Source organism: Ruegeria sp. AF8, from assembly GCF_056541825.1.
On the sequence record NZ_JBQFYW010000009.1, the window covers coordinates 14,436 to 38,234 of the forward strand.

Annotated in this window: 26 protein-coding genes; 3 read left to right on the forward strand and 23 right to left on the reverse strand. The window is 58.7% G+C overall.

Features of this window, described 5'->3' with window-relative positions; genetic code table 11:
- Positions 1–129: 129 nt before the first annotated feature.
- From ACR0AO_RS15055 to ACR0AO_RS15075, 5 genes are all read right to left on the reverse strand, one after another.
- A complete protein-coding gene (locus ACR0AO_RS15055; RefSeq protein WP_480604983.1) occupies positions 130–1,140 on the reverse strand; it encodes a diguanylate cyclase domain-containing protein in 1,011 nt (336 codons plus the stop codon).
- The gene (locus ACR0AO_RS15060; protein WP_480604985.1) at positions 1,137–1,724 is read right to left on the reverse strand and encodes a heme NO-binding domain-containing protein; all 588 of its coding nucleotides are present in this window, start codon (positions 1,722–1,724) and stop codon (positions 1,137–1,139) included. Before ACR0AO_RS15060 ends, ACR0AO_RS15055 begins: the two co-directional genes overlap by 4 nt.
- Before the next feature lie 174 nt (positions 1,725–1,898).
- Positions 1,899–3,458: a trimethylamine methyltransferase family protein gene (locus ACR0AO_RS15065; protein WP_480604987.1), complete on the reverse strand. Its 1,560-nt coding sequence runs from the start codon at positions 3,456–3,458 to the stop codon at positions 1,899–1,901.
- A 121-nt stretch (positions 3,459–3,579) separates the two neighbouring features.
- A complete protein-coding gene (locus ACR0AO_RS15070; protein ID WP_480604989.1) occupies positions 3,580–4,269 on the reverse strand; it encodes an HAD family hydrolase in 690 nt (229 codons plus the stop codon).
- A gap of 30 nt (positions 4,270–4,299) precedes the next feature.
- Positions 4,300–4,587, reverse strand: a complete 288-nt coding sequence (locus tag ACR0AO_RS15075) for a DUF3572 domain-containing protein (protein ID WP_480604991.1) — start codon at positions 4,585–4,587, stop codon at positions 4,300–4,302.
- An 86-nt stretch (positions 4,588–4,673) separates the two neighbouring features.
- On the opposite strand from ACR0AO_RS15075, the gene ACR0AO_RS15080 reads away from it, so the two are divergent.
- Positions 4,674–6,062 (forward strand): diguanylate cyclase, encoded by a 1,389-nt coding sequence (locus ACR0AO_RS15080; RefSeq protein ID WP_480604993.1) that lies wholly within the window; start codon positions 4,674–4,676, stop codon positions 6,060–6,062.
- Positions 6,063–6,080: 18 nt separating this feature from the next.
- On the opposite strand, the gene ACR0AO_RS15085 is transcribed toward ACR0AO_RS15080, so the two are convergent.
- Genes ACR0AO_RS15085 through ACR0AO_RS15100 form a run of 4 tightly spaced genes read right to left on the reverse strand, consistent with a single transcriptional unit; the run spans position 6,081 to position 7,992 of the window.
- On the reverse strand, positions 6,081–6,554 hold the full coding sequence (locus tag ACR0AO_RS15085; RefSeq protein WP_480604994.1) for a periplasmic heavy metal sensor: 474 nt from the start codon (positions 6,552–6,554) through the stop codon (positions 6,081–6,083).
- Positions 6,555–6,905, reverse strand: a complete 351-nt coding sequence (locus tag ACR0AO_RS15090) for a hypothetical protein (protein WP_480604996.1) — start codon at positions 6,903–6,905, stop codon at positions 6,555–6,557.
- Positions 6,898–7,494, reverse strand: coding sequence for an RNA polymerase sigma factor (locus tag ACR0AO_RS15095; protein ID WP_480604998.1), 597 nt, complete (start codon positions 7,492–7,494; stop codon positions 6,898–6,900). Before ACR0AO_RS15095 ends, ACR0AO_RS15090 begins: the two co-directional genes overlap by 8 nt.
- Before the next feature lie 24 nt (positions 7,495–7,518).
- Complete coding sequence (locus ACR0AO_RS15100; protein ID WP_480605001.1) at positions 7,519–7,992, reverse strand: EF-hand domain-containing protein; 474 nt, start codon at positions 7,990–7,992, stop codon at positions 7,519–7,521.
- A gap of 228 nt (positions 7,993–8,220) precedes the next feature.
- Between ACR0AO_RS15100 and ACR0AO_RS15105 the strand changes: the two genes are divergently transcribed.
- Entirely contained in the window at positions 8,221–8,619 is a 399-nt protein-coding gene (locus tag ACR0AO_RS15105; protein ID WP_480605224.1) for a DUF983 domain-containing protein, read from the forward strand.
- 26 nt (positions 8,620–8,645) lie between these two features.
- Positions 8,646–9,347, forward strand: coding sequence for an NUDIX hydrolase (locus ACR0AO_RS15110; RefSeq protein ID WP_480605002.1), 702 nt, complete (start codon positions 8,646–8,648; stop codon positions 9,345–9,347).
- A gap of 10 nt (positions 9,348–9,357) precedes the next feature.
- Here ACR0AO_RS15110 and ACR0AO_RS15115 read toward each other — a convergent pair whose 3' ends face one another.
- The 14 genes from ACR0AO_RS15115 to ACR0AO_RS15180 form a co-directional block, all read right to left on the reverse strand.
- Positions 9,358–11,025: a ribonuclease J gene (locus tag ACR0AO_RS15115; RefSeq protein ID WP_480605004.1), complete on the reverse strand. Its 1,668-nt coding sequence runs from the start codon at positions 11,023–11,025 to the stop codon at positions 9,358–9,360.
- Positions 11,022–11,801 carry a type III pantothenate kinase gene (locus tag ACR0AO_RS15120; RefSeq protein ID WP_480605006.1) on the reverse strand — a complete coding sequence of 260 codons (780 nt, stop codon included), beginning with the start codon at positions 11,799–11,801 and terminating at the stop codon, positions 11,022–11,024. The genes ACR0AO_RS15115 and ACR0AO_RS15120 overlap by 4 nt, the downstream gene beginning before the upstream one ends.
- Positions 11,802–11,811: 10 nt before the next feature.
- Positions 11,812–12,561, reverse strand: a complete 750-nt coding sequence (locus ACR0AO_RS15125) for a biotin--[acetyl-CoA-carboxylase] ligase (RefSeq protein WP_480605008.1) — start codon at positions 12,559–12,561, stop codon at positions 11,812–11,814.
- Between the two features lie 54 nt (positions 12,562–12,615).
- Positions 12,616–14,058: an NADH-quinone oxidoreductase subunit NuoN gene (nuoN, locus tag ACR0AO_RS15130; protein WP_480605009.1), complete on the reverse strand. Its 1,443-nt coding sequence runs from the start codon at positions 14,056–14,058 to the stop codon at positions 12,616–12,618.
- Positions 14,059–14,073: 15 nt separating this feature from the next.
- Positions 14,074–15,618 carry an NADH-quinone oxidoreductase subunit M gene (locus tag ACR0AO_RS15135; protein WP_480605012.1) on the reverse strand — a complete coding sequence of 515 codons (1,545 nt, stop codon included), beginning with the start codon at positions 15,616–15,618 and terminating at the stop codon, positions 14,074–14,076.
- Complete coding sequence (nuoL, locus tag ACR0AO_RS15140) at positions 15,618–17,822, reverse strand: NADH-quinone oxidoreductase subunit L (RefSeq protein WP_480605014.1); 2,205 nt, start codon at positions 17,820–17,822, stop codon at positions 15,618–15,620. The genes ACR0AO_RS15135 and nuoL overlap by 1 nt, the downstream gene beginning before the upstream one ends.
- A gap of 6 nt (positions 17,823–17,828) precedes the next feature.
- Positions 17,829–18,134, reverse strand: coding sequence for an NADH-quinone oxidoreductase subunit NuoK (gene nuoK / locus ACR0AO_RS15145; RefSeq protein WP_005984024.1), 306 nt, complete (start codon positions 18,132–18,134; stop codon positions 17,829–17,831).
- A gap of 4 nt (positions 18,135–18,138) precedes the next feature.
- Positions 18,139–18,741, reverse strand: a complete 603-nt coding sequence (locus ACR0AO_RS15150; protein ID WP_480605016.1) for an NADH-quinone oxidoreductase subunit J — start codon at positions 18,739–18,741, stop codon at positions 18,139–18,141.
- A complete protein-coding gene (locus ACR0AO_RS15155; RefSeq protein ID WP_480605017.1) occupies positions 18,738–19,148 on the reverse strand; it encodes a carboxymuconolactone decarboxylase family protein in 411 nt (136 codons plus the stop codon). The genes ACR0AO_RS15150 and ACR0AO_RS15155 overlap by 4 nt, the downstream gene beginning before the upstream one ends.
- A complete protein-coding gene (gene nuoI / locus ACR0AO_RS15160; RefSeq protein ID WP_480605019.1) occupies positions 19,145–19,639 on the reverse strand; it encodes an NADH-quinone oxidoreductase subunit NuoI in 495 nt (164 codons plus the stop codon). The genes ACR0AO_RS15155 and nuoI overlap by 4 nt, the downstream gene beginning before the upstream one ends.
- 2 nt (positions 19,640–19,641) lie before the next feature.
- Positions 19,642–20,679 carry an NADH-quinone oxidoreductase subunit NuoH gene (gene nuoH / locus ACR0AO_RS15165; RefSeq protein WP_480593132.1) on the reverse strand — a complete coding sequence of 346 codons (1,038 nt, stop codon included), beginning with the start codon at positions 20,677–20,679 and terminating at the stop codon, positions 19,642–19,644.
- Between the two features lie 207 nt (positions 20,680–20,886).
- Positions 20,887–22,908 (reverse strand): NADH-quinone oxidoreductase subunit NuoG, encoded by a 2,022-nt coding sequence (gene nuoG / locus ACR0AO_RS15170; protein ID WP_480605021.1) that lies wholly within the window; start codon positions 22,906–22,908, stop codon positions 20,887–20,889.
- A gap of 3 nt (positions 22,909–22,911) precedes the next feature.
- Positions 22,912–23,316, reverse strand: a complete 405-nt coding sequence (locus tag ACR0AO_RS15175) for a DUF5333 domain-containing protein (protein ID WP_480605023.1) — start codon at positions 23,314–23,316, stop codon at positions 22,912–22,914.
- A gap of 98 nt (positions 23,317–23,414) precedes the next feature.
- Positions 23,415–23,783, reverse strand: coding sequence for a hypothetical protein (locus ACR0AO_RS15180; RefSeq protein WP_480605024.1), 369 nt, complete (start codon positions 23,781–23,783; stop codon positions 23,415–23,417).
- Between the last annotated feature and the right edge of the window lie 16 nt (positions 23,784–23,799).

Consider the following 23,799-nt stretch of genomic DNA (forward strand, 5'->3'; position numbering starts at 1 on the left):
TCTCTCATAGTATAGCACAAGCCGAACATTCCCCCTATTGCTTGTCAAGCAACATGCTCCCTCAAACGCATTGCTGCGCAAGAAGATGCACACGTTTCAGCCGATTGGAAGGGTCGCGAAACTTGCCGGTCAGCACCCCGAATACCCCGTGAGCGGTTCCGCCAGATCGGTCGAATAAAACCGGTGATGCGCCCGCCCCCCGCGTTTGGCCGCATAGAGCGCCAGATCAGCTGCATGAAGAAGAATTTCTGGATCAGGTCTTTCAAATTGCGGGGAAATCACCGTACCGATGCTCGCGGAAATCCGGCACAGACGGCCTCCGAATGGCAGCGGCTCTTCCAGCCGCGCGATCAGCCTTTTGGCAATCAGTTCGAGCCGGTCCCGATCCACAAGGTCCTTGAAAATCAGAACGAATTCGTCGCCTCCGATCCTGACGACGGTATCGTCGGCACGGGTTTCTTCGACCATGATCCTCGCAACATTTTGAAGAACGTGGTCCCCGGCAGCATGTCCCAACGTGTCATTCACCGACTTGAAGTAGTCCAGGTCGAGATGCATCAAGGCAAATGGGGCTGCCGTTTTTTGATATCGTTTGAGGATATGGGCCATGGCCCTACGGTTCTTCAGCCCTGTCAACGTGTCCGTGTAAGCCTGCTCCTCGGCCGCGATTCTGGCGCCCTGAAGGCGGAGATTGAGTGTTCTGGACGCTTCCATCGCCGCCGATTTCGCTTCGACCAGATACAAAAGCTCGATGGCCATATCCGTACCGGAGAAATCAGAACTGGTCAGGTCATAGTCGCGTACTGCATCCAGGATGGAGATTCCAAAGGACAGGTTGACGACAGACAGTCCGGTCTGCGGCATTGGAACGATCAAACCCTTGAAAGCAGTTCTAGGAGCATCGCAGAAACGAAGGTGCAGCTTGCCCCCCGCAACCGCCAGCAGCTTGGGCATGGACGTCACTGACCGCGGTCTGACCAATTCGAAACAGTCAAGAAAAGACCGCCCCTTCAGCACCTTGTCGGGCCGCAATTTTTGCAGCGTCAAACCGGCCTGCACTATTCGGCCGTCCTGATCCAAAAGGACGAACATCGGGCAAAGCCTGTCCAGCAGCGCGATCAGTTCCTTTTGACAAATCACGATGCCCGTGCCCCCAGGAAAAAACGCCGTCCCCTGGAAAAGGCTGTTTCGATCAGTTTTATGGAAATGACCTCGCCTTTTTCGTGTTCGCCCATATGCTGGAAGATCGCCAATACGCCATAGTCATCCGCCATGGCGCGCAATACACCGATCATCACATAGGCGTACCCCGGAAGGCCGCGATGACAGGTCAGGGTATAGTCTGTCGGATCGTTTTCCCACAATTCCAAAGCCGGAAGTTCAAGATCAAATACAGCCAGCCGAACCCAATCCGCGAGATCGTCCAACGAATGCAGGAACTCGACATAATCGACGCCCCCGAAACGCAACAGGCGGCGCAACGCTTCGGTGTTGGGGTTAGACACAAGGAAAGTGCCCAAATCCTCGAGAATTTCGTTTTGAGGGCGCCTCAGTTCCCTGCACATGGCGGCAAGCACACGATGGGTCGTGTCATCAGGGTAGACCAGCATGGCTTCGAAATCGACAAAGCCCAGATTTGCCGCCTCGGTCACCTCGATCCATCGATTCGTACCAAAAGTATGGATAAAAAATGACTGCAGCGCTTTATTGATTAGCCCATGCATCTACTGCCCCGAAATATCACAGAGGCAGCCTGTGCTCGAAAAGATTAACAAATCACCAAAAAAACGCCTGCCCTCAGGTCAGGCAATTGGCCCTAAATGCCCCTAAATGGCCCGAACCGCCCCGGTATCGCGTCCTGCATTCTCCAATCGGCACTCGCTTTGACGGCCGACGGGTCAGAAATCTGTCGGAGCGCCGCCCTGCGATTTCCTGCGGGCGACGAAATCCGCCAATTCCTCGCGAATTGCGATGTCCATCGGCGGTTCCTCAAAGCTTGCGATGATTTCCTTGAACAGATGGTGAGCGCGTTCGGGGGTCCAGATACCGCCAGCGGCTTCCCACCCTTCGAAATTTTTCCAGTCGCTGAGGAAGGGCTGATAAAAAGCGGTCGCATAGCGATCCTGAGTGTGTTGGATACCAAAGAAATGCCCGTCATTCCCGACAGCCTTGATCGCGTCCAATGCGATTTCATCAGGCCCGGTCGCCGTGATTTCAGGCTGCATATAGCGTTGAATTTGTTGTAATATCTCGCAATCCATGATGAATTTTTCGGGCGAAGCGATCAGCCCGCCCTCCAGCCAGCCCGCGGCGTGATAAACCATGTTCGTGCCCGATTGCACAGCCGCCCAAAGCGAATTCGAGGTCTCCCACATCGCCTGCCCGTCCGGCACATTGGCCGCGCAAACACCCGAAGAGCGCATCGGCAACCTATAGAAACGGGCCATTTGCCCTGTCATCTGGGTCGAACGCATATATTCAGGTGTACCAAAGGCCGGAGCGCCCGATTTCATGTCGACATTCGACGTGAACGTGCCGATGGCGCAGGGAATTCCGGGGCACACATATTGAAACAGTGCAATGGCACACAGGGCTTCGGCCAGGGATTGCGCGACGGCACCCGCCATCGTTACCGGGGCCATAGCACCCGCCAGGGTAAACGGCGTGACCACGATGGCCTGCCCCCGACGTGCAAGCCGCAGGCATCCGTCGATCATCGGATGGTCGTGCTTGAGCGGCGATGTGGAGTTGATGTTGGTATACATGCGCGGCGAGGCTTCGAACTCCTCATGGGACAGGCCGCCAGCGATACGGACCATCTCCATGACATCCTCGACCCGCTCCTTTCCCAGTGAATAGGCATGCATTGCCTTGTCGCAGATCGTCAGCTTGTCAAAGAGAACATCGAGGTGACGGACACTTGCATGGATGTCCACAGGCTCGACCGGATATCCGCCCGCGAAGTGAATGCAGTTGAAATATTGCGTCAGCTTCAAAAGATTTCGGCACATTTCGCGATTGCCGGGAACCTTCTTGCCGATTTCCATGTCCCAATAGTTGGGCGGCGACGAGACGTTGCCGAACAGCATCGTCCGACCGCCTATTTCGATTGTTCGGTCCGGGTTGCGGGGAGATATGGTGAAACGCTCCGGGGCTTTTCCGACCATTTCCATTACGAACTCGCGGCCCATCCGCACTACATCGCCATCGACGATGCAGCCGGCCTCGCGCAGGATGCCCTTCGCTTCTTCGTTATAAAACGCTATCCCGATTTCTTCGAGGATGCGCATCGCCCCTTCGTGGATCGCCTCGATCCCTTCCGGGTCCAGCGGTTCGACTGGCCGGTCAATGTTGATCGGCGGGTTCCATGGCATTTGCTCGATAGCAGAAGTGCCCCGACGTGCTGCGGCACCAGCGCGACCGCCCCCTCGACGTTTCCGGCTTGATGTGTCGGACATGGCTTTCTCTTTCACTTGACCTGCCTCCACAAAGGCACCAAGCAACAAGGGATAGCCGCTCTGTCCGCGACAACCGATGTCGCTTTCGGCGAACCTTTCGCAAATTAGAAGTGCGTGACCGTTAATGTCCCAACCATGCGGGGATATGTCCGATATTCGGAAAAATGAAATCCGCAAGGTCGGCAAGTTCTTCGGCGACCGCTATTCCTGTCAACACACCGACGGTCGTCATTCCCGCCGCGCGTCCGGCCTCAAGGTCATGCCGGCTGTCTCCAACCATGGCGATCCTGGACGGATCTATTCCAATATGCCCGGAAAAAGCCAACAGTTGTCCCGGTCCGGGTTTGCAGCCATGTCCGCTGTCGAACCCCGCGATAAAGTCAAAATGCTGGTGCACCCCGACCGAATTCAGATGCGCCATCGCGGGTTCCTGCGCATCGTTCGTCGCAACCCCGAGTTTCAGCCCTTTTTTCCTGAGCTCTTCAAGAAACGGGCTCAACGGCACAGCCTGATGCTGTGGCGCCTTGGAGGCCTCTTCGTTGATCACCGACACAAGTTCAAAATGGCTCATGCCGGGCATTTCCGGCAACAGGGCCTCGGCAATCTCATCCGGCGTCGCGGCAATCACGACGCTGTCCGGGCGGAAATGCATCTGCTCATAATCGAAACCGATCACTTGACCGAGGTACGACGCCCGTGCTTCGTCGCCGGCCGCGATTCGGGCCAGGAAGGTCTGCGCAAATGTCCCCCAAGTCGCGGCAAAATCGAAAAGCGTTCCGTCCTTGTCGAACAGCAGGGCTTCAATCGGCATCCGGGTTCTCCGCAATTGGATGTTCAGGCGTCAGGTCCAGTGCATGCTCGACGTACCCAATAGCGCCATATGTGCTTGGGCCGGGCGATCATAGGGCACCGTTTGCGCGTCACAAAACGCCACAATCCAGGCGTCGTCAAGCATCAGAAAATCCAGGACGGACGCCAAAAAATCGACATCCAGGGCACGAGTGCGCAAATCTGCCTCTGAAACCCCGGTCGAGCCCAGAAACACCGGCAACAGTTCTTCGTTTCCGACCAGCCAAGCCAGCGCACTCAGAGCCACAGTTTCGGCGGTCTCGGCGGATATCGGCTTCATTCGTTCTCACCAAAAGTAAATGAAAGGGTTTGTTAACCAGTATTTCCGAAACTTCTTTATCGCGAGACAGCAACGGGGGAAAGGTCATGTCCGTACAGGGAACTGTTCTGATACTGGACGGCGTATCGACCAACCGGATCATGCTGAATGTTCAACTTTCGTCAGCTTGCTATCAGGTCATGCAACGGGACCGCGTGGAAGGCCTGGAGGCGATTTTGCACCACACCCGCCCGGATCTCATTTTGATGGCCGAAAGCTTGCCTGATGGAAACGTATCGTCGGTCAAGGAGTTGCTGAACAAGCGCAGGAATCTGTCAAATACACCGGTGGTCGCAATCACTCCGCAAAATGACAGGAAGGCCCGAAAACGCGCGCTTCTGTCCGGCGCGGACGACGTTCTGGTGCAACCTTACAACGACAACCTTTTGCTCGCGCGTGTCCGCAGCTTTATGCGGCTGCGTTCCGAGATCGATGATCTCGATTGGAGCGGCGAAAGCACCGAGTTCGGATTTGGCGAAGCGGCCAGCCCGTTCCAACCCCAGATTCAGTCCGCATCAGTTGCTATTGTTACAGCAACCAAGGAAATCCGCCGAGACTGGCTCCGTCGGTTGCAGCCGCATACACCGTATTCCCTCGGCAGCTTCACACTCGGTCAGGCATTCATGCTTTTCAGAAAACCCGCGCCCGACATCTTCGTTCTGCAGGTATCGAAGGATGGCGAGGGCTTGAATCTGCTCACTGAACTGCGCGCAAGGCTTGCCACGCGGCACTCGGCCGTGGTCGCGGTGGTCGAAGATGACAATGTCGCCCGCGCGGTCGAAGCATACGACCGGGGCGCGGATGTGGTGTTCACCGGGCCGTTCTGCGCAGAGGAACTTGCCCTGCACCTGAAAACGCAAGCAGAGCGCAAATCCAGAAGGGACAGACGTCGGGCATCGGTTCAGGAAGATCTGAAAGCCGCGAATTTCGATCATCTGACCGGCCTGCGCAATTCCCGTTACGCGCAATCCGCGCTCAGAAACATGGTTCGAAGCGCATGCAAGAAGCGCCGGAACCTGTCGGTGATCATAGTCGACCTGGATCACTTCAAGACCGTTAACGACCGATTTGGCCATCTGGCGGGAGATCGCGTCCTTTCCGAAACTGCCCGCCGCATCCGGCAGGAATTGCGGCCCGAAGATCTGGTGGCCCGCCTGGGCGGAGAAGAGTTTCTGGTCGCACTTCCCGACACCGGCCCGGACAAGGCCATGGAGGTCGCAAAGAATTTGCGACGGCGGATCAGTGATACCCCCTATCATTTGCCGATGAGCATCGAAGCTGTAACCGTTACGGCCAGCTTCGGCTTGCACACGTCTGAGACTGCAACATGTTCCGATGGTTTAGAAGGCGATGAGATATCGGCATTGATCGACACCGCGGACCGGGCGCTTTACACGGCAAAGAATGCGGGGCGAAATCGCGTATTCAGGCTTTGAGTTGCGTGCAAACACAACTCAGTCGCGCCTGCGATGCCGCCCCTTTCCATGTCTGACATATTTGTCCAGACGATCGGCGTAGCTGGATCGTTCGGCATCGGTCATCTTTGCGACCACGTCCAACCATGCGTCGCTTAGTGTCTGTTGCGCGAGTACGCGCAGGGCGGTCTGTTCCTCGACAATGGCCGTCAGGGCGTTGGCGTCGAACGGAACAGTTCGCAACGCCGCTGTCAGAACCCTGAACCCTTCCTGACGCGACTGCCGGTCGCCGGGTCCTGCAAGGTGCATCTGCTCTCGCAGGTCCTTGCGATCCGCGTCCGGTAAAGCCCGGTACAAAGCCGGTCCAAAACTCGGAGGCGGCCGGTCACCCCTGCCGTGAAACCGCAGGGCCGCCCCTGCAACCAGACCCAGAACCAAAAGATTGAGGGCCAGGGAAACCCCAAGAAGCACCGATACCCACTTACGCCTGGGTTTGGGATCATCTTGATGCATTTATTCCTCCTCCGTGGCCAGATCGGACAACCCGAATTCGGCCATCAGGTCCGCCTCGCCGCCAACCACAAACAGCTCCACCGGGTCCGGCAAGAATACCGGGGGCGCCAGACCTATCCAGACGCCAGCCGCGCAGGCTGTCGCCAAACCTCCGATGCCGGGCCACCCGCCAAGCGCTTCGGCTATCAAGATCAGTATTGGCTGTTTTCGCCTGCCTTCGCGCGCGGACCGTTTCCGTTGAATCTCCAGCGCGTCGGAAACTATCCGCTTGGTCAGGTCGACGGGCAGATCGTCCCGATCTTGCCGGGCGGACCGAAACAGTTCGTCCAATTTCTTGTCGTCTTCAACCATCCTGATACCCCAGTTCTTCTCGTCTGCCGGACAACGCCCTGGCCAGCGCCCGTTTTCCCCGCGCCGTCAGGCTTTCTACCGCCTCGACGGAAATTTCCATGATCCGCCCGATCTCGGGATTGGGCAATTCCTCGATATGACGCAAAACCACGGCTTCGCGCTGGCGATCCGGCAATGTCATCAAAGCCGCCTGCAAGGCATCGACCCGAGCGGTATTTTGCATTTGCTCCGTCACCGACAATGCGCCGTCTTCCGGTTCTGGCACGGCGTCCAGCGATTCGGCCTTTTTCTTCCGCCTTCTGTCCAGACAGAGATTCAGCGTAACGCGATAGAGCCACGTCGTTACCTTCGCCTGCCCCGGTCGCCAGTCCGGCGCCATCTGCCAAAGCCGGAGCATTGCGTCCTGTGCGACATCTTCGGCCTCCGCCCTGTTGCCCAAAACCCGCAACGCCACGGAATACGTGCGCGGCCCAAGGCGAGCCGTCAGTTCCCGCGCTGCTTGTTCATCGCCGTTTGCGAACAACCTAAGTAGCGCGTCGTCACTTGTGGTACCCGCAGCGGCGGTGCCGCCGCGGGTTATTCCGGACATGGAATTCACGTCCTCCATCCTGTGTCAGTCGTCAAACCTGTGACCACGACCGTGTTTCTTTCCGTACCTGCCCATGCGGTCTTTCATGTTGGCAAATTCCTGTTCCGAGATCGAGCCGTTGCCATCGGCGTCAAACCGGTCGAAGAAAAAGAGCCTGCCTTTCTTGCGCGATTTTGGCATTTCGTCGTCGGTCAGAAAACCATCCTTGTTGGCATCCTGACGTTCGAACATCAGCTTGGACCGCTCTTTTGCCCGCTCTACTGCGGTCACCTGAATCTCTTCCAAGCTCAGCTTGCCATCTCCGTCGGTGTCCGCTTTGTTAAAAATTGTGGTCCGATACGCCTCCAGCTCGGCTTTGGTCACCTCGCCGTTGCTGTCCGCATCAAGTTCCTGAAACGTCGCCTGCTGCCCGACCCCAGGCCCCATGGCCAGAGCAGCGGATCCCGTCACGGTGAGTGCCGCCAGTACGATACCCGAGAAAATGCCTGCATGTTTCATATCGGTTTTTCCTTGTTTCGCGACAACACCATGTTGCCGTCCATATCATTGAAACGGGGCGCGCGTGCTTTTCCGTCGAAGCTGTGCAAAAATCTTTCTGGCAAGCGTACTTTTAATTTGATTCCCAAATTCCTATTTTCGCGACATCCCGACGCAACGACGCCAACGGCAATTTCGAATAGGACCGGATCAGTCTGCGGTTTGCGGACAAGAGCATGGGCGGATAAAATGACAGATCAGACCGTTGACACACCTGTTCAGCAAGAACGCCCGACATGGCCGGCGGTTCGCAAGGGTTTGCTCGGCAAATGCCCAAATTGCGGTAAGGGTAAACTGCTGCACAGCTATCTCAAGGTCAACGATGCCTGTTCGCACTGTGGTCAGGAACTGTTTCATCATCGCGCTGACGATGGCCCAGCCTATCTGACCATTCTAATCGTCGGACATCTGATGGCACCCGCCTTGCATGTTTCCTATGTGCAATGGCGCCCCGAACCATTGACCCTGTTTCTGATCTTTGCCCTTGGTTGTCTGGCTTTGTCGCTCTACCTTCTGCCCAGATTGAAAGGGCTGGTCATCGCCTATCAATGGGCGCGCCGGATGCATGGCTTCGACACGGCCGGCTGAGTCCTTCGGAACGGGGCGGAGGGGCAATGAGCACGGACAAGACTGCAATTAGAAACGCTGCTACGGTGATTGTCCTGCGCGATCGCATGGAAACTCCGTCGATCCTGATGGGTCAACGCGGCGCCAAGGCGGCATTCATGCCCAACAAGTTCGTGTTTCCAGGCGGCGCGGTCGATCCGGCGGATGCCTCTGTTCCACTGGCATCTCCTCTGCCGCCTGTCTGCGCAGATCGCCTGACCGAGAACGCACCGGCAGGGTTGCAACATGCTTTGGCCGTCGCAGCAATCCGGGAGCTTTGGGAAGAAACCGGGTTGATTCTCGGAAAGCCCGGCACCTGGTCCGGCACTGTCCCCGAAGATTGGCTGCACTTCGCGTCCACGGGCCATCTCCCTGCCGCCGATGCCTTGCAGTTCGTGTTCCGCGCGCTGACTCCGCCGGGCCGCCCCCGTCGCTTCGACGCGAGGTTTTTCCTGGTGGATGCCGGCGAGGTTCAGGGAGATCTGGATGATTTCACCCATGCCTCGGACGAGTTGTCGCATCTGCAGTGGATCCCGCTGAACGAGGTTCGAAAATTCGACCTGCCTTTCATCACCGAAGTCGTTCTGGCCGAGGTCGCGGCCCGCGCCGCCGACCCGACCCCGCCGGATTCGGTCCCCTATTTCCACAACAATGACGAAGCGAGCCTGTTCCTGCGCCTGCGCGGCTATCCGATGCCGGAGACGCATTGAAGCAAAAGCGCTAGCGCATCCGACTGACGACGACGGTAACTTCGGGCTTTTTTCCGATCTCGTTCTGAGAGGTCTGCCGCACGATGCGGCGCAGCGCCTCTTCCAGTTTGTCATCGTCACCCAATGTCTTGGCCTCGGCCCGCATCAGGAACTGGTTGAGATCTTCTTCCAGCACCTCAATCAGCCCCGCCTTCGAACTGCCGATCTCGGGGAGGCCCATCGTATCGCACCACGGCTCCCCCAAGGGTTCGTCCTCTTCGTCCAGAATTACGGTCACCGTGACGTGGCCGTTCAACGCCATCCGGATGCGGTCGCGCACCACGCCATCAAGCGCTCCAATCTTGACCATACCGTCCAGATAGGTGCGACCGGTCTCGATATATTCCGCGACCGATGGAGTGTCACCGGTCAGGTCAAGCTTCATGCCGTTGACCGCAACGATGCTTGACCGTCCACCTGCCTCGGCCAGCCTCGCATGTTCGCGCAAATGCCGGTGTTCTCCGTGCATGGGAATGACCATCTGCGGGTCGATCAGGGCGTGAATGCGCTCGAGATCCGGGCGGTTTGCGTGGCCGGAAACGTGATACAGACCGTTGCTGTCATCCACAACATCCACGCCTTTTTCGCTTAACTGGTTGATGACATGGATAACGCCGCGCTCATTGCCGGGGATCGTCTTGGATGAGAACAGGAACAGATCACCTTCGGCCAGTTCCAGACCGCGATACTTGCCGCGTGCCAGCTGCGCGCTGGCTGCCCGGCGCTCGCCCTGGCTTCCGGTCACGATCAACATCAGGTTCTGGCGTGGCATATCCGCCGCTTCTTCGGGGCTTGTCACGCGCGGGAAATCCGTCACGATCCCGGTTTCCGTCGCAGCCTCGATCATGCGGCGCATGGCGCGGCCAAGCAACACGACCGAGCGCCCTGCCCTCTCACCGGCCTCGGCCAGCGTTTTGACCCGCGCCACGTTCGAGGCAAACGTCGTGGCCACCACCATACCCGTGGCGTTGGAAACGAGCCTGGTGATCTCTGGCCCCAACTCGGATTCTGAGCGTCCGGGATGGTTCGAAAACACATTGGTGCTGTCGCACACCAACGCCTTGACGCCTTCCGAAGCGACGCTGGCCCAAAGCTCGGGATCGAACGGCTCTCCGACGACTGGTTCGGGATCGAGCTTGAAATCGCCGGAATGCACAATACGCCCGGCCGGTGTGTCGATCACCAGCCCCGCGCTTTCGGGAATCGAGTGCGACACAGGCAGAAAGCCCACGGTAAAAGGACCGGCCTTCACCCGCTCCGGCCACGCGGACACGGTTTGCACGACCTCGGGCGAATGACCCTGATCTTCCATCTTGCGCCGGGCGATATTGGCGGTAAAGGCCCGCGCATAAACCGGTGCGCCCAATGCCTGGTAACAATGCGCGACAGCGCCGACGTGATCTTCGTGCGCGTGGGTGATAAAGATCGCCTCAAGCCGGTCGGCGCGTTCCTTCAGCCAGGTTATGTCGGCAAAGATAAGGTCAACCCCGGGAGTGGTATCCATATCGGGAAAGGCCACGCCCAGATCGACCAGGATCAGCCGTTCCTCGCCCGGTTTTCCATAGCCATAAACATAGGCGTTCATGCCAATCTCGCCCGCTCCGCCGAGGGGCAGGTAAATCAATCGTTCATTGCTCATTCTGAGCCATTTTCCTTGTTATAAAGATGTATCACGGTCAGCCCGTGCATCGTCAGATCGTCTTCGAATGCGTCGAACAGGTCAGCGGTCTGCTGAAACAGCGGCGCCAGCCCGCCCGTCGAAATCACTTTCATCGGCACCCCGGCTTCGACCTTGATGCGCTCGCAAATCTCGCGCACCAGGCCGACATAGCCCCAGAACACGCCCGACTGCATACATTCGACCGTATTGGTGCCGATCACCTTTTGCGGTTTTGAGATGTCCACATGCGGCAGCGCGGCAGCGGCCAGATGCAGTGCCTCAAGGCTCAAGTTCACCCCCGGCGCGATCACCCCGCCCACATAGGCACCATCATGGGCGACCACATCAAAGGTGGTGGCAGTGCCGAAATCCACCACGATCAGGTCACCACCATGGCGATCGAAGGCACCGGTCGAGTTGACCAGCCGATCAGGCCCCACCTGCGTCCCTTCGTCCACGCGGGGTTTGAATGGCAAAAGCGTCTCGGGCTTGCCTACAACCAACGGGCGGCATCCAAAGAAGCGGTCAGCGAAGACGCGCAGGTTGAACACCACGCGCGGCACCGTGGACGAGATGATAACATCGGTAATGTCCGCCTCGATCCCATAGTGCTTCACCAGAGTCGAATACCAGGTAAAATAGGCATCCGCCGTGCGCGCGTGGTGGGTCGAGGTGCGCAGGGTGCACAGGAATTTTTCACCGTCCCAGATCGAGAACACGGTGTTGGTATTGCCGCAATCGATGGCCAGAAGCATCCGCGCCCCCTCAGAAATACACTTCCGCCGCGGGAATTCCGACGCGACCTTTGGCGGTGTTTAGGACAAGGTTGCCATCCGCGTCCACCGTTTCGAAGGTCCCGACGGATTGCGACGCTGCGGTACGGGCAGTGATCACCTCACCCAATCGCGCCGCGCGGGCCAGCCAGGCGATGCGGATCGGCTCAAACCCATAGGTTGTGAACTGGGTCTCGTAGCGGGCATAGGACGCGGCAAGTTCGGTCAGGAAATCCTCGGGGCTCACCTGTGCGCCCGTCTCGGACAACAGAGAAACCGGGCGTACGGCGCCGGCTTCGACCATGTTGTGCGGTGGCGCTTCCGCCAGATTGACGCCTATGCCGATCGCCAGATGCGAAATTCCCCGACCCTGCCCGGTACTCTCCAGCAAAATACCGGCCAGCTTGCCGCCGTTCAGCAGAACGTCGTTTGGCCATTTCAAGGCCAGCCCGTCGGCTCGTCCGGTGACGGCCACGCAGGCATCGAACAACGCCAACGCCGCGACGAAACTGCGCAGCGCGGCCCGCTCTGGCGCGCCCTCCGGGCGTATGACCAACGTCGCGGCAAGATTACCGCGCGGATGAACCCATGCCCTGCCCCGACGCCCGCGCGCCGCTGTCTGATGGTGTGCCAAGATCCAGACCGGGCCTTGCAAAGCCGGCGCAATCCGGGCGGCTTCGTTCAGGGTGCTATCCACTTCGTCCAGAATGTGGAGCCCGTAACCTTGCGGCCAATCGCTCATGTCAAAAAGGCCCGGTCCAACGGCCGAGCCCCCCTTTTTCTTTGCATCACCGGATCAGTTGACAAGTGTTGCCGCCGCCGCAGCCGCAGCTCCTTCGACACCGAACTGATAGAAAACACCAATCAGCATCAGCGCAGCCGACCCCATCAGTGCAGCCCAAAGAACCGGCGACGAATGGGTGTCGATCGGATCTTCGTTTTCTTCACCGAAGTACATATAGAACACGATCCGCAGGTAATAAAATGCACCGATCACCGAGGCAATGGCCGAAGCGATCACCAAACCTGTCAAGCCCGCGTCGATACCAGCCTGCCAGACGCCGAATTTGGCGAAGAAACCAAGCATAGGCGGAACTCCGGCAAGGCTGAACATCAGGATCAGAACCGCCAGCGCCTTGCCTGGGTCACGGCGCGCGTACTGGCGCAGCGCGTCGATATCGGTCACGGGTTTGCCATCGCGCTCCATCATCAGGATGAAAGCAAAGGTGCCGACATTCATAGTAACGTAGATCGCCAGATACATCAGCATCGCCTTGATGCCCATCTGAGTGCCCGCAGCCAGGCCGATCAGCGCATAGCCCATATGCGCAATCGACGAATAGGCCATCAGCCGTTTGATGTCACGCTGCCCAATCGCGGCGAACGCGCCAAGGAACATCGACAGCACCGAAAGCAGCACGATCACCTGCTGCCAATCCGCCACGGCGCCGCCAAAGGCGTCATGCATGACCCGGGCGAACAGCGACATCGCCGCCACCTTCGGCGCGGTCGCGAAAAAGGCGGTGATCGGTGTGGGCGAGCCCTCGTAAACGTCCGGCGTCCACATATGGAACGGAACCGCCGACACTTTGAAGGCCAGACCCGAAATCAGCAGGATCAGACCGATCAGAAGACCAATCGACACTTCGCCATGCTGCGCCGTCGTGATGATGCCCGAAAACAGCGTTGTTCCGGAATAGCCATAGATCAGCGATGCGCCATAGAGCAAAAGGCCCGAGCTGAGAGCACCCAGCACGAAATATTTCAAACCCGCCTCGGTCGATTTTGCGCTGTCCCGGCGCAGGGCGGCCACCACGTAAAGCGACAGCGACTGCAATTCGAGACCCATATAAAGCGACATCAGATCGCCCGCACTGACCATCATCATCATCCCGACGGCTGCGAGTGCCACCAGCAAAGGATATTCGAACCGCAGCAGACCGCGACGCGCCATGTAGTCCTGGCTCATCACCAGCACGGATGCGGCGGCCAGCAGAATCGCGACCTTGGAGAACCGGGCAAAGCCGTCGTCAATGAACATGCCATTGAACGCCACCCGCGTAGTGCCGCCATTGGTGGCAATCCAGAACGACAGGACGACCATCAGGCCCGCAGTCGTCCAGACGAGAACCGGCGCCAGCGCGTCCTTTCTGGTATAGACAGCCCCGAGCAACGCCGCCATCGCATAGATCGCAAGAATGATTTCCGGCAGGATTACAGTCAGATCAGCCTGGATCATGTCTCCACAGCTCCCTTAGTGCGAAGCGGCGACCTGGGTCGCGGCCTCGGCCGCGGCCAGAGCCGTGTCATAGTTCGAAATCAGCGCGGCGGTCGAATTGCCGATCACATCCGTGACCAGCGACGGGTAGACGCCCAGCAGGATGGTCATCACGATCAGAGGCGCAAAAACCAGCCGCTCGCGCGCGCTCATGTCGGTGATCGATTTGAGGCTTTCCTTGATCAGATCGCCAAAGACCACCCTGCGGTAGAGCCACAATGCGTAGCCCGCCGAGAAGATCACACCCGAAGCGGCCACAGCCGTAACCCAGGTGTTGACCGGGAAAGTGCCCATCAGGGTCAGGAATTCGCCAATAAATCCGCTGGTGCCCGGCAGGCCGACATTGGCCATCGTGAACAACATGAAGACCAGCGCATATGCAGGCATCCGGATCACCAGGCCGCCATAGGCCTCGATATCGCGGGTGTGCATCCGGTCATAGATCACACCGACGCAAAGGAAGAGCGCGGCCGAGATAAAGCCGTGGCTGAGCATCTGAAAGATTGCTCCGTCCACACCCTGTTGGGTGGCGGCGAATATGCCCATTGTGACAAAGCCCATATGCGCAACCGAGGAATAGGCGATCAGCTTTTTCATGTCCTCCTGCACCAGCGCCACCAGCGAGGTATAGACGACCGCAATGGCAGACATCCACAGCACCACATCGGTCATGACCGCCGCTCCCACCGGGAACATCGGCAGGCTGAAACGCAGGAAACCATAACCACCCATTTTCAGCAGGATCGCGGCCAGAACAACAGACCCGGCGGTCGGCGCCTGAACGTGCGCGTCGGGCAACCAGGTGTGCACCGGCCACATCGGCATCTTGACTGCGAAGCTGGCGAAAAAGGCCAGGAACATCAGCGTCTGCGCACCGCCCACGACGTAAACGCCCAAAACGCTGAAGCTTTCGGACGAGAACTGATGGTTCATCAGCGCCTCGATGTCCGTGGTCCCTGCATCAGCATACATATAGACCATCGCAACCAGCATCAGCACCGAGCCAAGGAAGGTATAGAGAAAGAACTTGAAGCTGGCATAGATGCGGTCTTTTCCGCCCCAGATGCCAATGATCAGGAACATCGGAATCAGGCCGGCCTCGAAGAACAGGTAAAACAGCACCAGATCCAATGCCATGAAGACACCCAGCATCAGGGTCTCCAGCAGCAGGAAGGCGATCATGTACTCCTTGACCCGGTCCGTCACGTGCCAACTGGCCAGAATGGTCAGAGGCATGATGAAGGTGGTCAGCAGAATGAACAGAACGCTGATGCCGTCGACGCCCATCTTGTATTTCAGGCCCATCAGCCACTCGCCTTCTTCCACCATCTGGAAGCCGGTGTTCGAGGGATCAAAGCCCGAATAGATGCCGATCGAAACCAGGAAAGTCACGGTTGTCGCGAACAGTGCCACCCATTTGGCATTGCGTTGCGCTGCCGCATCGTCCCCCCGCAGGAACAGTCCCAGGATCAGCGCCGCGACGGCCGGGAAAAAGGTAACAATGGAGAGAATATTGTCCATCAGTTTGCCCCTCCCCCGATCGACATCCAGGTAACCAGAGCGGCAAGACCCAGGACCATCCAGAAGGCGTAAGTGAAGATGTATCCCGACTGCGCCTTGCCTGCGAGGCGGGTGAAATAGGGAACAATGCCCATTGCTACTCCGTTCAGGAAGCCGTCGATCGTATTGCCGTCACCGCGCTTCCACAAAAGCCGGCCCAGAGCCAATGCGGGTTTGACAAAGATCGCGTCATAGATTTCGTCGAAGTACCACTTGTTCTTGAGGAATAGGTACAGCGGACGCTGGTTTTCGGCCAGACGCACCGGCAGCGACGGGTTCACGATGTAGAAAAGATAGGCCAGTGCAAACCCAAGCACCATCGCAACGAAGGGAGAGAACTTGACCCATTTCGGTGCGGCGTGCGCATCGTCCAGCACGGTGTTGTCGGGGCCCATGTAGATGCCGCCCTCGCCCGGCTTGCCGGCAAACACATAGTGATGTTCGCCCTCGGCCATGGCTTCACCGTGGCTGTCATCGGCCGTTGCCTCACCATGCCCGCCATCGGCGGTTGCGGCGGTGGCGTCCTCGCCATGCGCGCCGTCCTGTGCCTCGTCATGATGCTCGGCGGCGGTGCCGTCGGCCACATGTTCGGCATGCGTTTCGGCATCATGCCCTTCGGCATGGACCGAAGCTTCGGCGACCGGGATGCCATAGAACTTGCCCACCTTGTCGGTGTGGCCGAAGAACTGGCCGTACCAGATCATACCCGCAAAGATCGCGCCCAGCGACAGCACGCCCAACGGAACCAGCATTGACATCGGGCTTTCATGCGCGTGCTCATGCGTGTGCTTGTCGCCGCGCGGTTCGCCGTAGAACGTCAGGAAGATCAGCCGCCAGCTGTAGAACGAAGTCATCGCGGCCGCGATCACGAGCAGCCAGAAACCATAGGCCGAACCGCCCGCATAAGCGCTTTCGATGATGGCGTCCTTGGACAGGAACCCGGCAAAACCGATGGTGGTCAGCGGAATACCAACTCCGGTGATGGCCAGCGTGCCGACCATCATCGCCCAGAAAGTATAGGGGATCTTTTTGCGCAACCCGCCGTATTCGGTCATCTCCTGCTCGTGATGCATGGCGTGGATCACCGACCCGGCGCCAAGAAACAGCAGCGCTTTGAAGAACGCGTGCGTGAACAGGTGGAACATCGCCGCCGAATACATGCCCACACCAGCGGCCACGAACATGTAACCCAACTGCGAACAGGTCGAATAAGCGATGACGCGTTTGATGTCGGTCTGAACCAGCCCCACTGTCGCGGCAAAAAACGCGGTCGAGGCCCCCAGTACGGTAATGAAGCCAGCCGCGCCCGGCGCGAACTCCATCAGCGGCGACATGCGGCAGACAAGGAACACACCCGCCGTCACCATGGTCGCGGCGTGGATCAGCGCCGACACCGGTGTCGGACCCTCCATCGCGTCCGGCAGCCAGGTGTGCAGGATCAGCTGCGCCGATTTACCCATGGCCCCGATGAACAGCAGCACACAGATCACCTCGATCGAGGTCCACTCCCCCCACAGGAAGGTCAATTGGCTTTCCGCCAAAGCCGGTGCCGAGGCGAAGACGTCGGAAAAATTGATGCTGTCGGTCAGGAAGAACAGCCCGAAAATCCCTAGCGCAAAACCAAAGTCGCCCACACGGTTGACGATGAACGCCTTGATTGCGGCTGCGTTGGCCGTGGGCTTGCGGTAGTAAAATCCGATCAGCAAGTAGGATGCGACGCCCACGCCTTCCCAGCCAAAGAACATCTGCACCAGATTGTCAGAGGTCACCAGAGCGAGCATCGCAAAGGTGAAGAAGCTGAGATAGGCAAAGAACCGCGGCTTATAGCTTTCGCCCTCACGCCATTGCGGATCGTGATCCATGTAGCCAAAGCTGTAGAGGTGCACCAGCGCCGAAACGGTAGTCACCACGATCAGCATGATCGCGGTCAGCCGGTCCAGACGGATCGCCCAGCTTGTCGACAGCGAACCGCTTTCGATCCAGCGCAGGATCTCGATCTGCTGGGTGTGCCCGTCAAAGGTGAAGAACACGATCCAGCTGAGAATACAGGCCAGAAACAAAAGGCCCGTCGCAGTCCACAAGGCAGCCTTTTCGCCAATGAACTTCCAGCCGAACCCGCACAGGATGGCGCCCACGAGCGGGGCAAAGAGGATGGTGGTTTCCATTGTCCCTTACCCCTTCATCATATTGACGTCTTCAACCGCGATGGTGCCGCGGTTGCGGAAGAAGCAGACCAGAATGGCCAGTCCGATCGCCGCTTCGGCCGCCGCCACGGTCAGCACGAACAGCGTAAACACCTGCCCGACCAGATCGCCGAGGAAGCTGGAAAACGCCACGAGGTTGATATTCACCGCCAGCAGCATCAGTTCGATGCTCATCAGAAGGATGATGACGTTCTTGCGGTTCAGAAAGAGACCGAAGATGCCGATGACGAACAGCGTCGCCGCGACAGTTAGATAGTGTTCAAGTCCGATCATCGTCTCAAAGTCCCTGCCCCGGTTTCACGTCCTTCAGCTCCATCGCCTTTGCCGGGTCGCGCATCATCTGGCCGACGATATCCTGACGCTTGATGTCCTTGCGGTGGCGCAGCGTCAAAACAATGGCGCCGATCATGGCCACCAGCAGGATCAGGCCCGCCAGCTGGAACAGAAGGAAGTATTGATCATAAAGGATGAGGCCCAGAGCCTCGGTGTTATGGCGGTCTGCCGGCACCGGCTGGGCCAGATTGGCAGCAGCACCCTGCGCACTGTCCCAGGCCCCAAAGGCCATGACGAACTGCATCAGGATGACCAGACCGATCAGCAGGGCCAGCGGCATATAACGCGCCATCTCGGCCTTGAGCTCGGCGAAATCCACGTCCAGCATCATCACCACGAAAAGGAACAGAACCGCGACCGCGCCGACATAGACGATGATCAGCAGCATCGCCACGAACTCGGCCCCCAGCAACACGAACAGTCCCGCCGAGGACAGAAACGCCAGGATCAGCCACAGCACCGAGTGCACCGGCTGGCGGCTGATCACCGTGAACAGCCCGCCGATGATGACGCAGATGGCAAACAGGTAGAAGGCAAAGACGGTCATTGATCCTCATCCTCGTTGTCGCCCATGACCTCTTGCGCCAGATTCAGCGCGCGGGTCATGGCCGGGATGCCGGCAAAGACCGACATCTGACCGATCGTTTCCACGATCTCTTGTTTCTTGGCACCCGCCTCAAGCGCGTGGCGCACGGTCTGGCGCACCGCCGAGTCCGCCTGAGCGCCCTGGCAGGTCAGTCCGGCCAGCGTCAGCAGCAGGCGGGTCTTGGCGTCCAGCCCGTCTTTGTTGACCGTATTGCCGAACATCATCTCCATGACCTCTTTGGGCATGGTCGGCCACAGCGCCTCGAACCCTTTGGGCGAGAAATTCTCCATCGCCGGGTTCATCGCCTTGGCCATGTCCTGAGCCTGCTTCATCATCAGCTCGAACGGATTTGTCGGGCTGTCACTCATCTGTACGGCGCGTCCATTTCCAGATTGCGGGCGATTTCGGCCTCCCAGCGTTCGCCATTCGACAGGAGTTTTTCCTTGTCATAGAACAGCTCTTCACGGGTTTCGGTGGCGAATTCAAAGTTTGGGCCTTCGACGATGGCATCGACCGGGCAGGCCTCCTGGCAGAAGCCGCAATAGATGCACTTGGTCATGTCGATGTCATACCGCGTGGTGCGACGGCTGCCGTCCTCGCGCGGTTCGGCGTCGATGGTAATGGCCTGGGCCGGGCAAACCGCCTCGCACAGCTTACAGGCGATGCAGCGTTCTTCGCCGTTCGGATAACGACGCAGGGCGTGCTCACCGCGGAAACGCGGCGACAGAGGGCCCTTTTCGTGTGGATAGTTGATGGTGGCCTTGGGGGCGAAGAAATACTTCATTCCTAGTTTGAAGCCGACCCAGAAGTCCTGCAGAAGAAAGTACTTGGCGGCGCGGGTATAGTCGATTTGCGTCATGGTCAGCCTCCTACGCTCCACCGGGCGAAGATGCCCCAGAACCATTCGAATTTCGCTGCAAAGGCCACGAACACTACCCAGGCCAGCGAGAACGGCAGGAACACTTTCCAACCCAGCCGCATCAACTGGTCATAGCGGTAGCGGGGCGTGATTGCCTTGACCATCGAGAAGATGAAGAAGAAGAACGCCATCTTGCCCACCATCCACAGAACACCGTCGGGCAGACCCGGGATCGGCGACAGCCAGCCGCCGAAGAACAACAGCGTGGTCAGCGCACACATCAGGAAGATCGCGATGTATTCACCGGCCATGAACAGCAGGAACATCGTGGCCGAATATTCCACCTGATACCCGGCCACCAGTTCCGATTCCGCCTCGGGCAGGTCGAAAGGCGGGCGGTTGGTTTCGGCGAGTGCCGAGATGAAAAACAAGAAGACCATCGGGAAATGCGGTAGCCAGTACCAGCCAAAGAAGCCATAGCCGGTATCCTGCGCGCCCACGATGGAGCCAAAATTCATTGATCCGGTCGAGATGATCACACCAATGATGATCAAGCCAATGGACACTTCGTATGAGATCATCTGCGCCGCAGACCGCAGTGACCCAAGGAACGGGTACTTTGAGTTCGACGCCCAACCGCCCATAATCACGCCATAAACCTCAAGCGAGGACACGGCAAAAACATACAGAACCGCCACGTTCAGGTCTGACAGAACCCAGCCATCGTTGAACGGGATCACCGCCCAGGCGATCAGCGACAGAACAAAGCTGGTCATCGGGGCCAGAATAAAAACGGCGCGATCGGCCCCGGCGGGGATCACGACCTCTTTCACGACGTATTTCAACGCGTCGGCTACCGATTGCAAAATGCCATAGACGCCAACCACGTTGGGTCCGCGACGCATCTGAACTGCCGCCCAGATCTTGCGGTCGCCATAGACAAGGAACAACAGCGAGATCATCACAAACGCAACGACAGCAAGAACTTGCGCCAGAATGATGATGGCTATTCCGCCTGGGGTGTTAAAGAAATCAGCCATTGGTCCTCACACCGTGGGTATTCCGTTTTCCGCGCGCGTTGCAAAGGCCATGGGCCTGCACAAACTGCGGCTGGGTCGGCGCGTTGGTGTAAACAGCATCTGCCGCCTTTGCGCCACCCTTAATCTTCGGTTTCACACGCAAATCAGGCGCGGCCATCTGCCACCCGGCAGCGCCCGCGTACATCTGCGTTATGAAACGGGTCTGGTTCATTCCGCCGCGATCTTTTCCGATCTACGGGCCTGCACCTGCGCCGATAGCTCGGCCATCAATTGCGAGGCGCGCGCGATCGGATTGGTAAGATAAAAATCCTTGATCGCGTTGCGGAAGGTCGCTTTGCCCAGAGACCCTGCGTCAAGTGCCTGAACCTCGTTCTGGGTCACTTCGTCGATGCGGGCCAGATGCGGAACCGCCTCGACCAGCGCGTTGCGCAACTGTGCCAGCGAGTCAAAGGGCAAAGCAGCACCCAACTCAGCCGACAGGGCCCGCAGGATGGCCCAGTTTTCCTTGGCCTCGCCCGGCGCAAATCCGGCGCGCATCGCCAGTTGCGGGCGACCTTCGGTGTTTACGAACAGACCATTTTCCTCGGTATAGGCGGCACTCGGCAGGATCACGTCGGCGCGGTGTGCGCCCCGGTCTCCATGGCTGCCCTGATAGATCACAAAGGCACCTTCGCCGATCTCGACCTCATCCGCACCGAGGTTATAGATCACATCCGCCGCGCTGACCGCATCCATGCCGCCTTCGTTGGTGGCATCGACATCCATCGCACCTACGCGCGAGGCGGCGGTATGCAGGACGATCAGACCACTTTCGGTATTCGCGGCAACGGCTTGCGCGGCGGCCAGAACCGCAGCACCGTCCGCCTCTTGCAGCGCGCCTTGACCCACAATGACCAGTGAGCGTTTGCCCCGGATCTCATCATCGCCGCCCATCTCGACGACCTGTTGCAGCGCCGAGCGGTCATTACCCACGTGGTGGTAGTCATAGGTCAGATCGACCGCAGGGCCGACCAGGGCTATCTCGGCCCCATGCGCCCAGGCCTTGCGGATGCGCGCGTTCAGCACCGGCGCCTCATCCCGTGGATTGGTGCCGATCAGCAGAATGCGCTCCGCACTGTCAATGTCTTCAATCGAAGCGGTACCCGCGTAAGCCCCGCGGTTACCTGCCGGCAGCTTGGCCCCGTCGGTGCGGCATTCAACGACACCACCCTGCCCTTCGATCATCTGTTTCAGTGCAAATACAGCCTCGACCGGAGCCAGATCACCCACAATCCCCGCTGATTTCTCTGCCCCCTTCAGGGCCACGGCCGCTTTGGTCAGCGCCTCGGGCCAGGTGGCCGGGCGCAGCTTGCCGTTTTCACGCACGTAGGGCTTGTCCAGCCGCTGGCGGCGCAGACCATCCCAGACGAAACGGGTTTTGTCGCTGATCCATTCTTCGTTCACACCGTCATGGTTGCGCGGCAGGATGCGCATCACTTCGCGCCCCTTGGTGTCCACACGAATGTTCGAGCCAAGCGCGTCCATCACGTCGATGCTTTCGGTCTTGGTCAGTTCCCATGGCCGCGCGGTGAAGGCATAAGGCTTGGAGGTCAGCGCCCCGACCGGGCACAGGTCGATGATGTTGCCCTGCAGGTTCGAATCCAGCGTCTGGTTCAGATACGAGGTGATCTCGGCATCCTCGCCGCGTCCGGTCTGCCCCATTTGGGCGATCCCGGCCACCTCGGTGGTAAAGCGCACGCAGCGGGTGCAGGAAATACAGCGGGTCATTGCCGTCGACACGAGCGGGCCGAGGTTCAGGTCATCGACCGCACGCTTGGCTTCTTTGAAGCGGGTGCCCGACAGGCCATAGGCCATCGCCTGATCCTGAAGGTCGCATTCGCCACCCTGATCGCAGATCGGGCAATCCAGCGGGTGGTTGATCAGCATGAACTCCATCACGCCTTCGCGGGCCTTCTTGACCATGGGCGAGTTGGTTTTGACAACCGGCGGCTGGCCCTCGGGTCCCGGACGCAGGTCGCGCACCTGCATCGCGCACGAGGCGGCGGGTTTCGGCGGGCCGCCCACGACCTCGACCAGGCACATCCGGCAGTTCCCGGCGATCGAAAGACGTTCGTGATAGCAAAAGCGCGGCACCTCGACCCCGGCTTGCTCACAAGCCTGGATCAGGGTCATCGCACCTTCGACTTCGATTTCCTGTCCGTCGATATTGATCTTGCGGAGGTCAGACATAATCTAATTCGCCCTCAGTAGCGCGCCAATTGCGCTTTTGTTCTTGATTTCCAACTGGCCAAGCCGGCACAGGTCGCCCGGTTTGTCATAGTTCAAACCCAATCCGGCCATGTATTTTCGGCCACGCGCCCTCATCCGTTCTTTTTCAGCATCGGAATCGAGTACCGCGCGGATCTCGGTGTCAGTGTATCCCAGAGCGTTCGCCTCGGCCCGCAAACGCCTGATTTCACCTATTCCTTTGAAGAGACGCCCGTTGATATCGTCGCAGTTCTTGCGGATTTCGTTGGCGACCACGATGGTAAAAATGCCATCTGCGATCTGAGGCACCTCACGCAACGGCGGCTTGGCACTGGCCAGTGCCGGAAGCGACAAAGTTGCGGCAACAAGTACGAAAATGAGATTAGGCACGAGATATCCTTTCGATTGGAGTATCCCCAATCGAAGTCGGGCCCGGCTGCTATTCAATAGCACCGTCGCCCAAGAGCAAGGATATGCCGAACGCTTGCTCATGGTCTCTGGCAGGTTCCCGCGAAAGTCAGTTCGTTGTCCACGATGCGAAGTTGCTGCGGTTCGGTATCCGGTCCGACTTTCCAGTCGATTTCGGACGACCCGTAGTTTTCGATGCAATAGCGCGTTCCGGCAAAACGACCCGCTTCGCGCGCCCCGTCCAGAGACATCGACGCATCGGATATGACCACCGTGAAATCGGCAAGCGAAGCCTTCGCGTCCACGGCCTGAGTTTTGGTCGGAAAATAATGCCCGTCAAAAAGCACTCGGTTTGCCTTTTGCTCTCTCGCGCATCCCGCCGTCATGGCGGCAATTGCCAAAACTCCGGCAATGGCAAAGCGTGACGCGGTATGCACGTAGTCCGGCATCGCGAAACGCCATGGC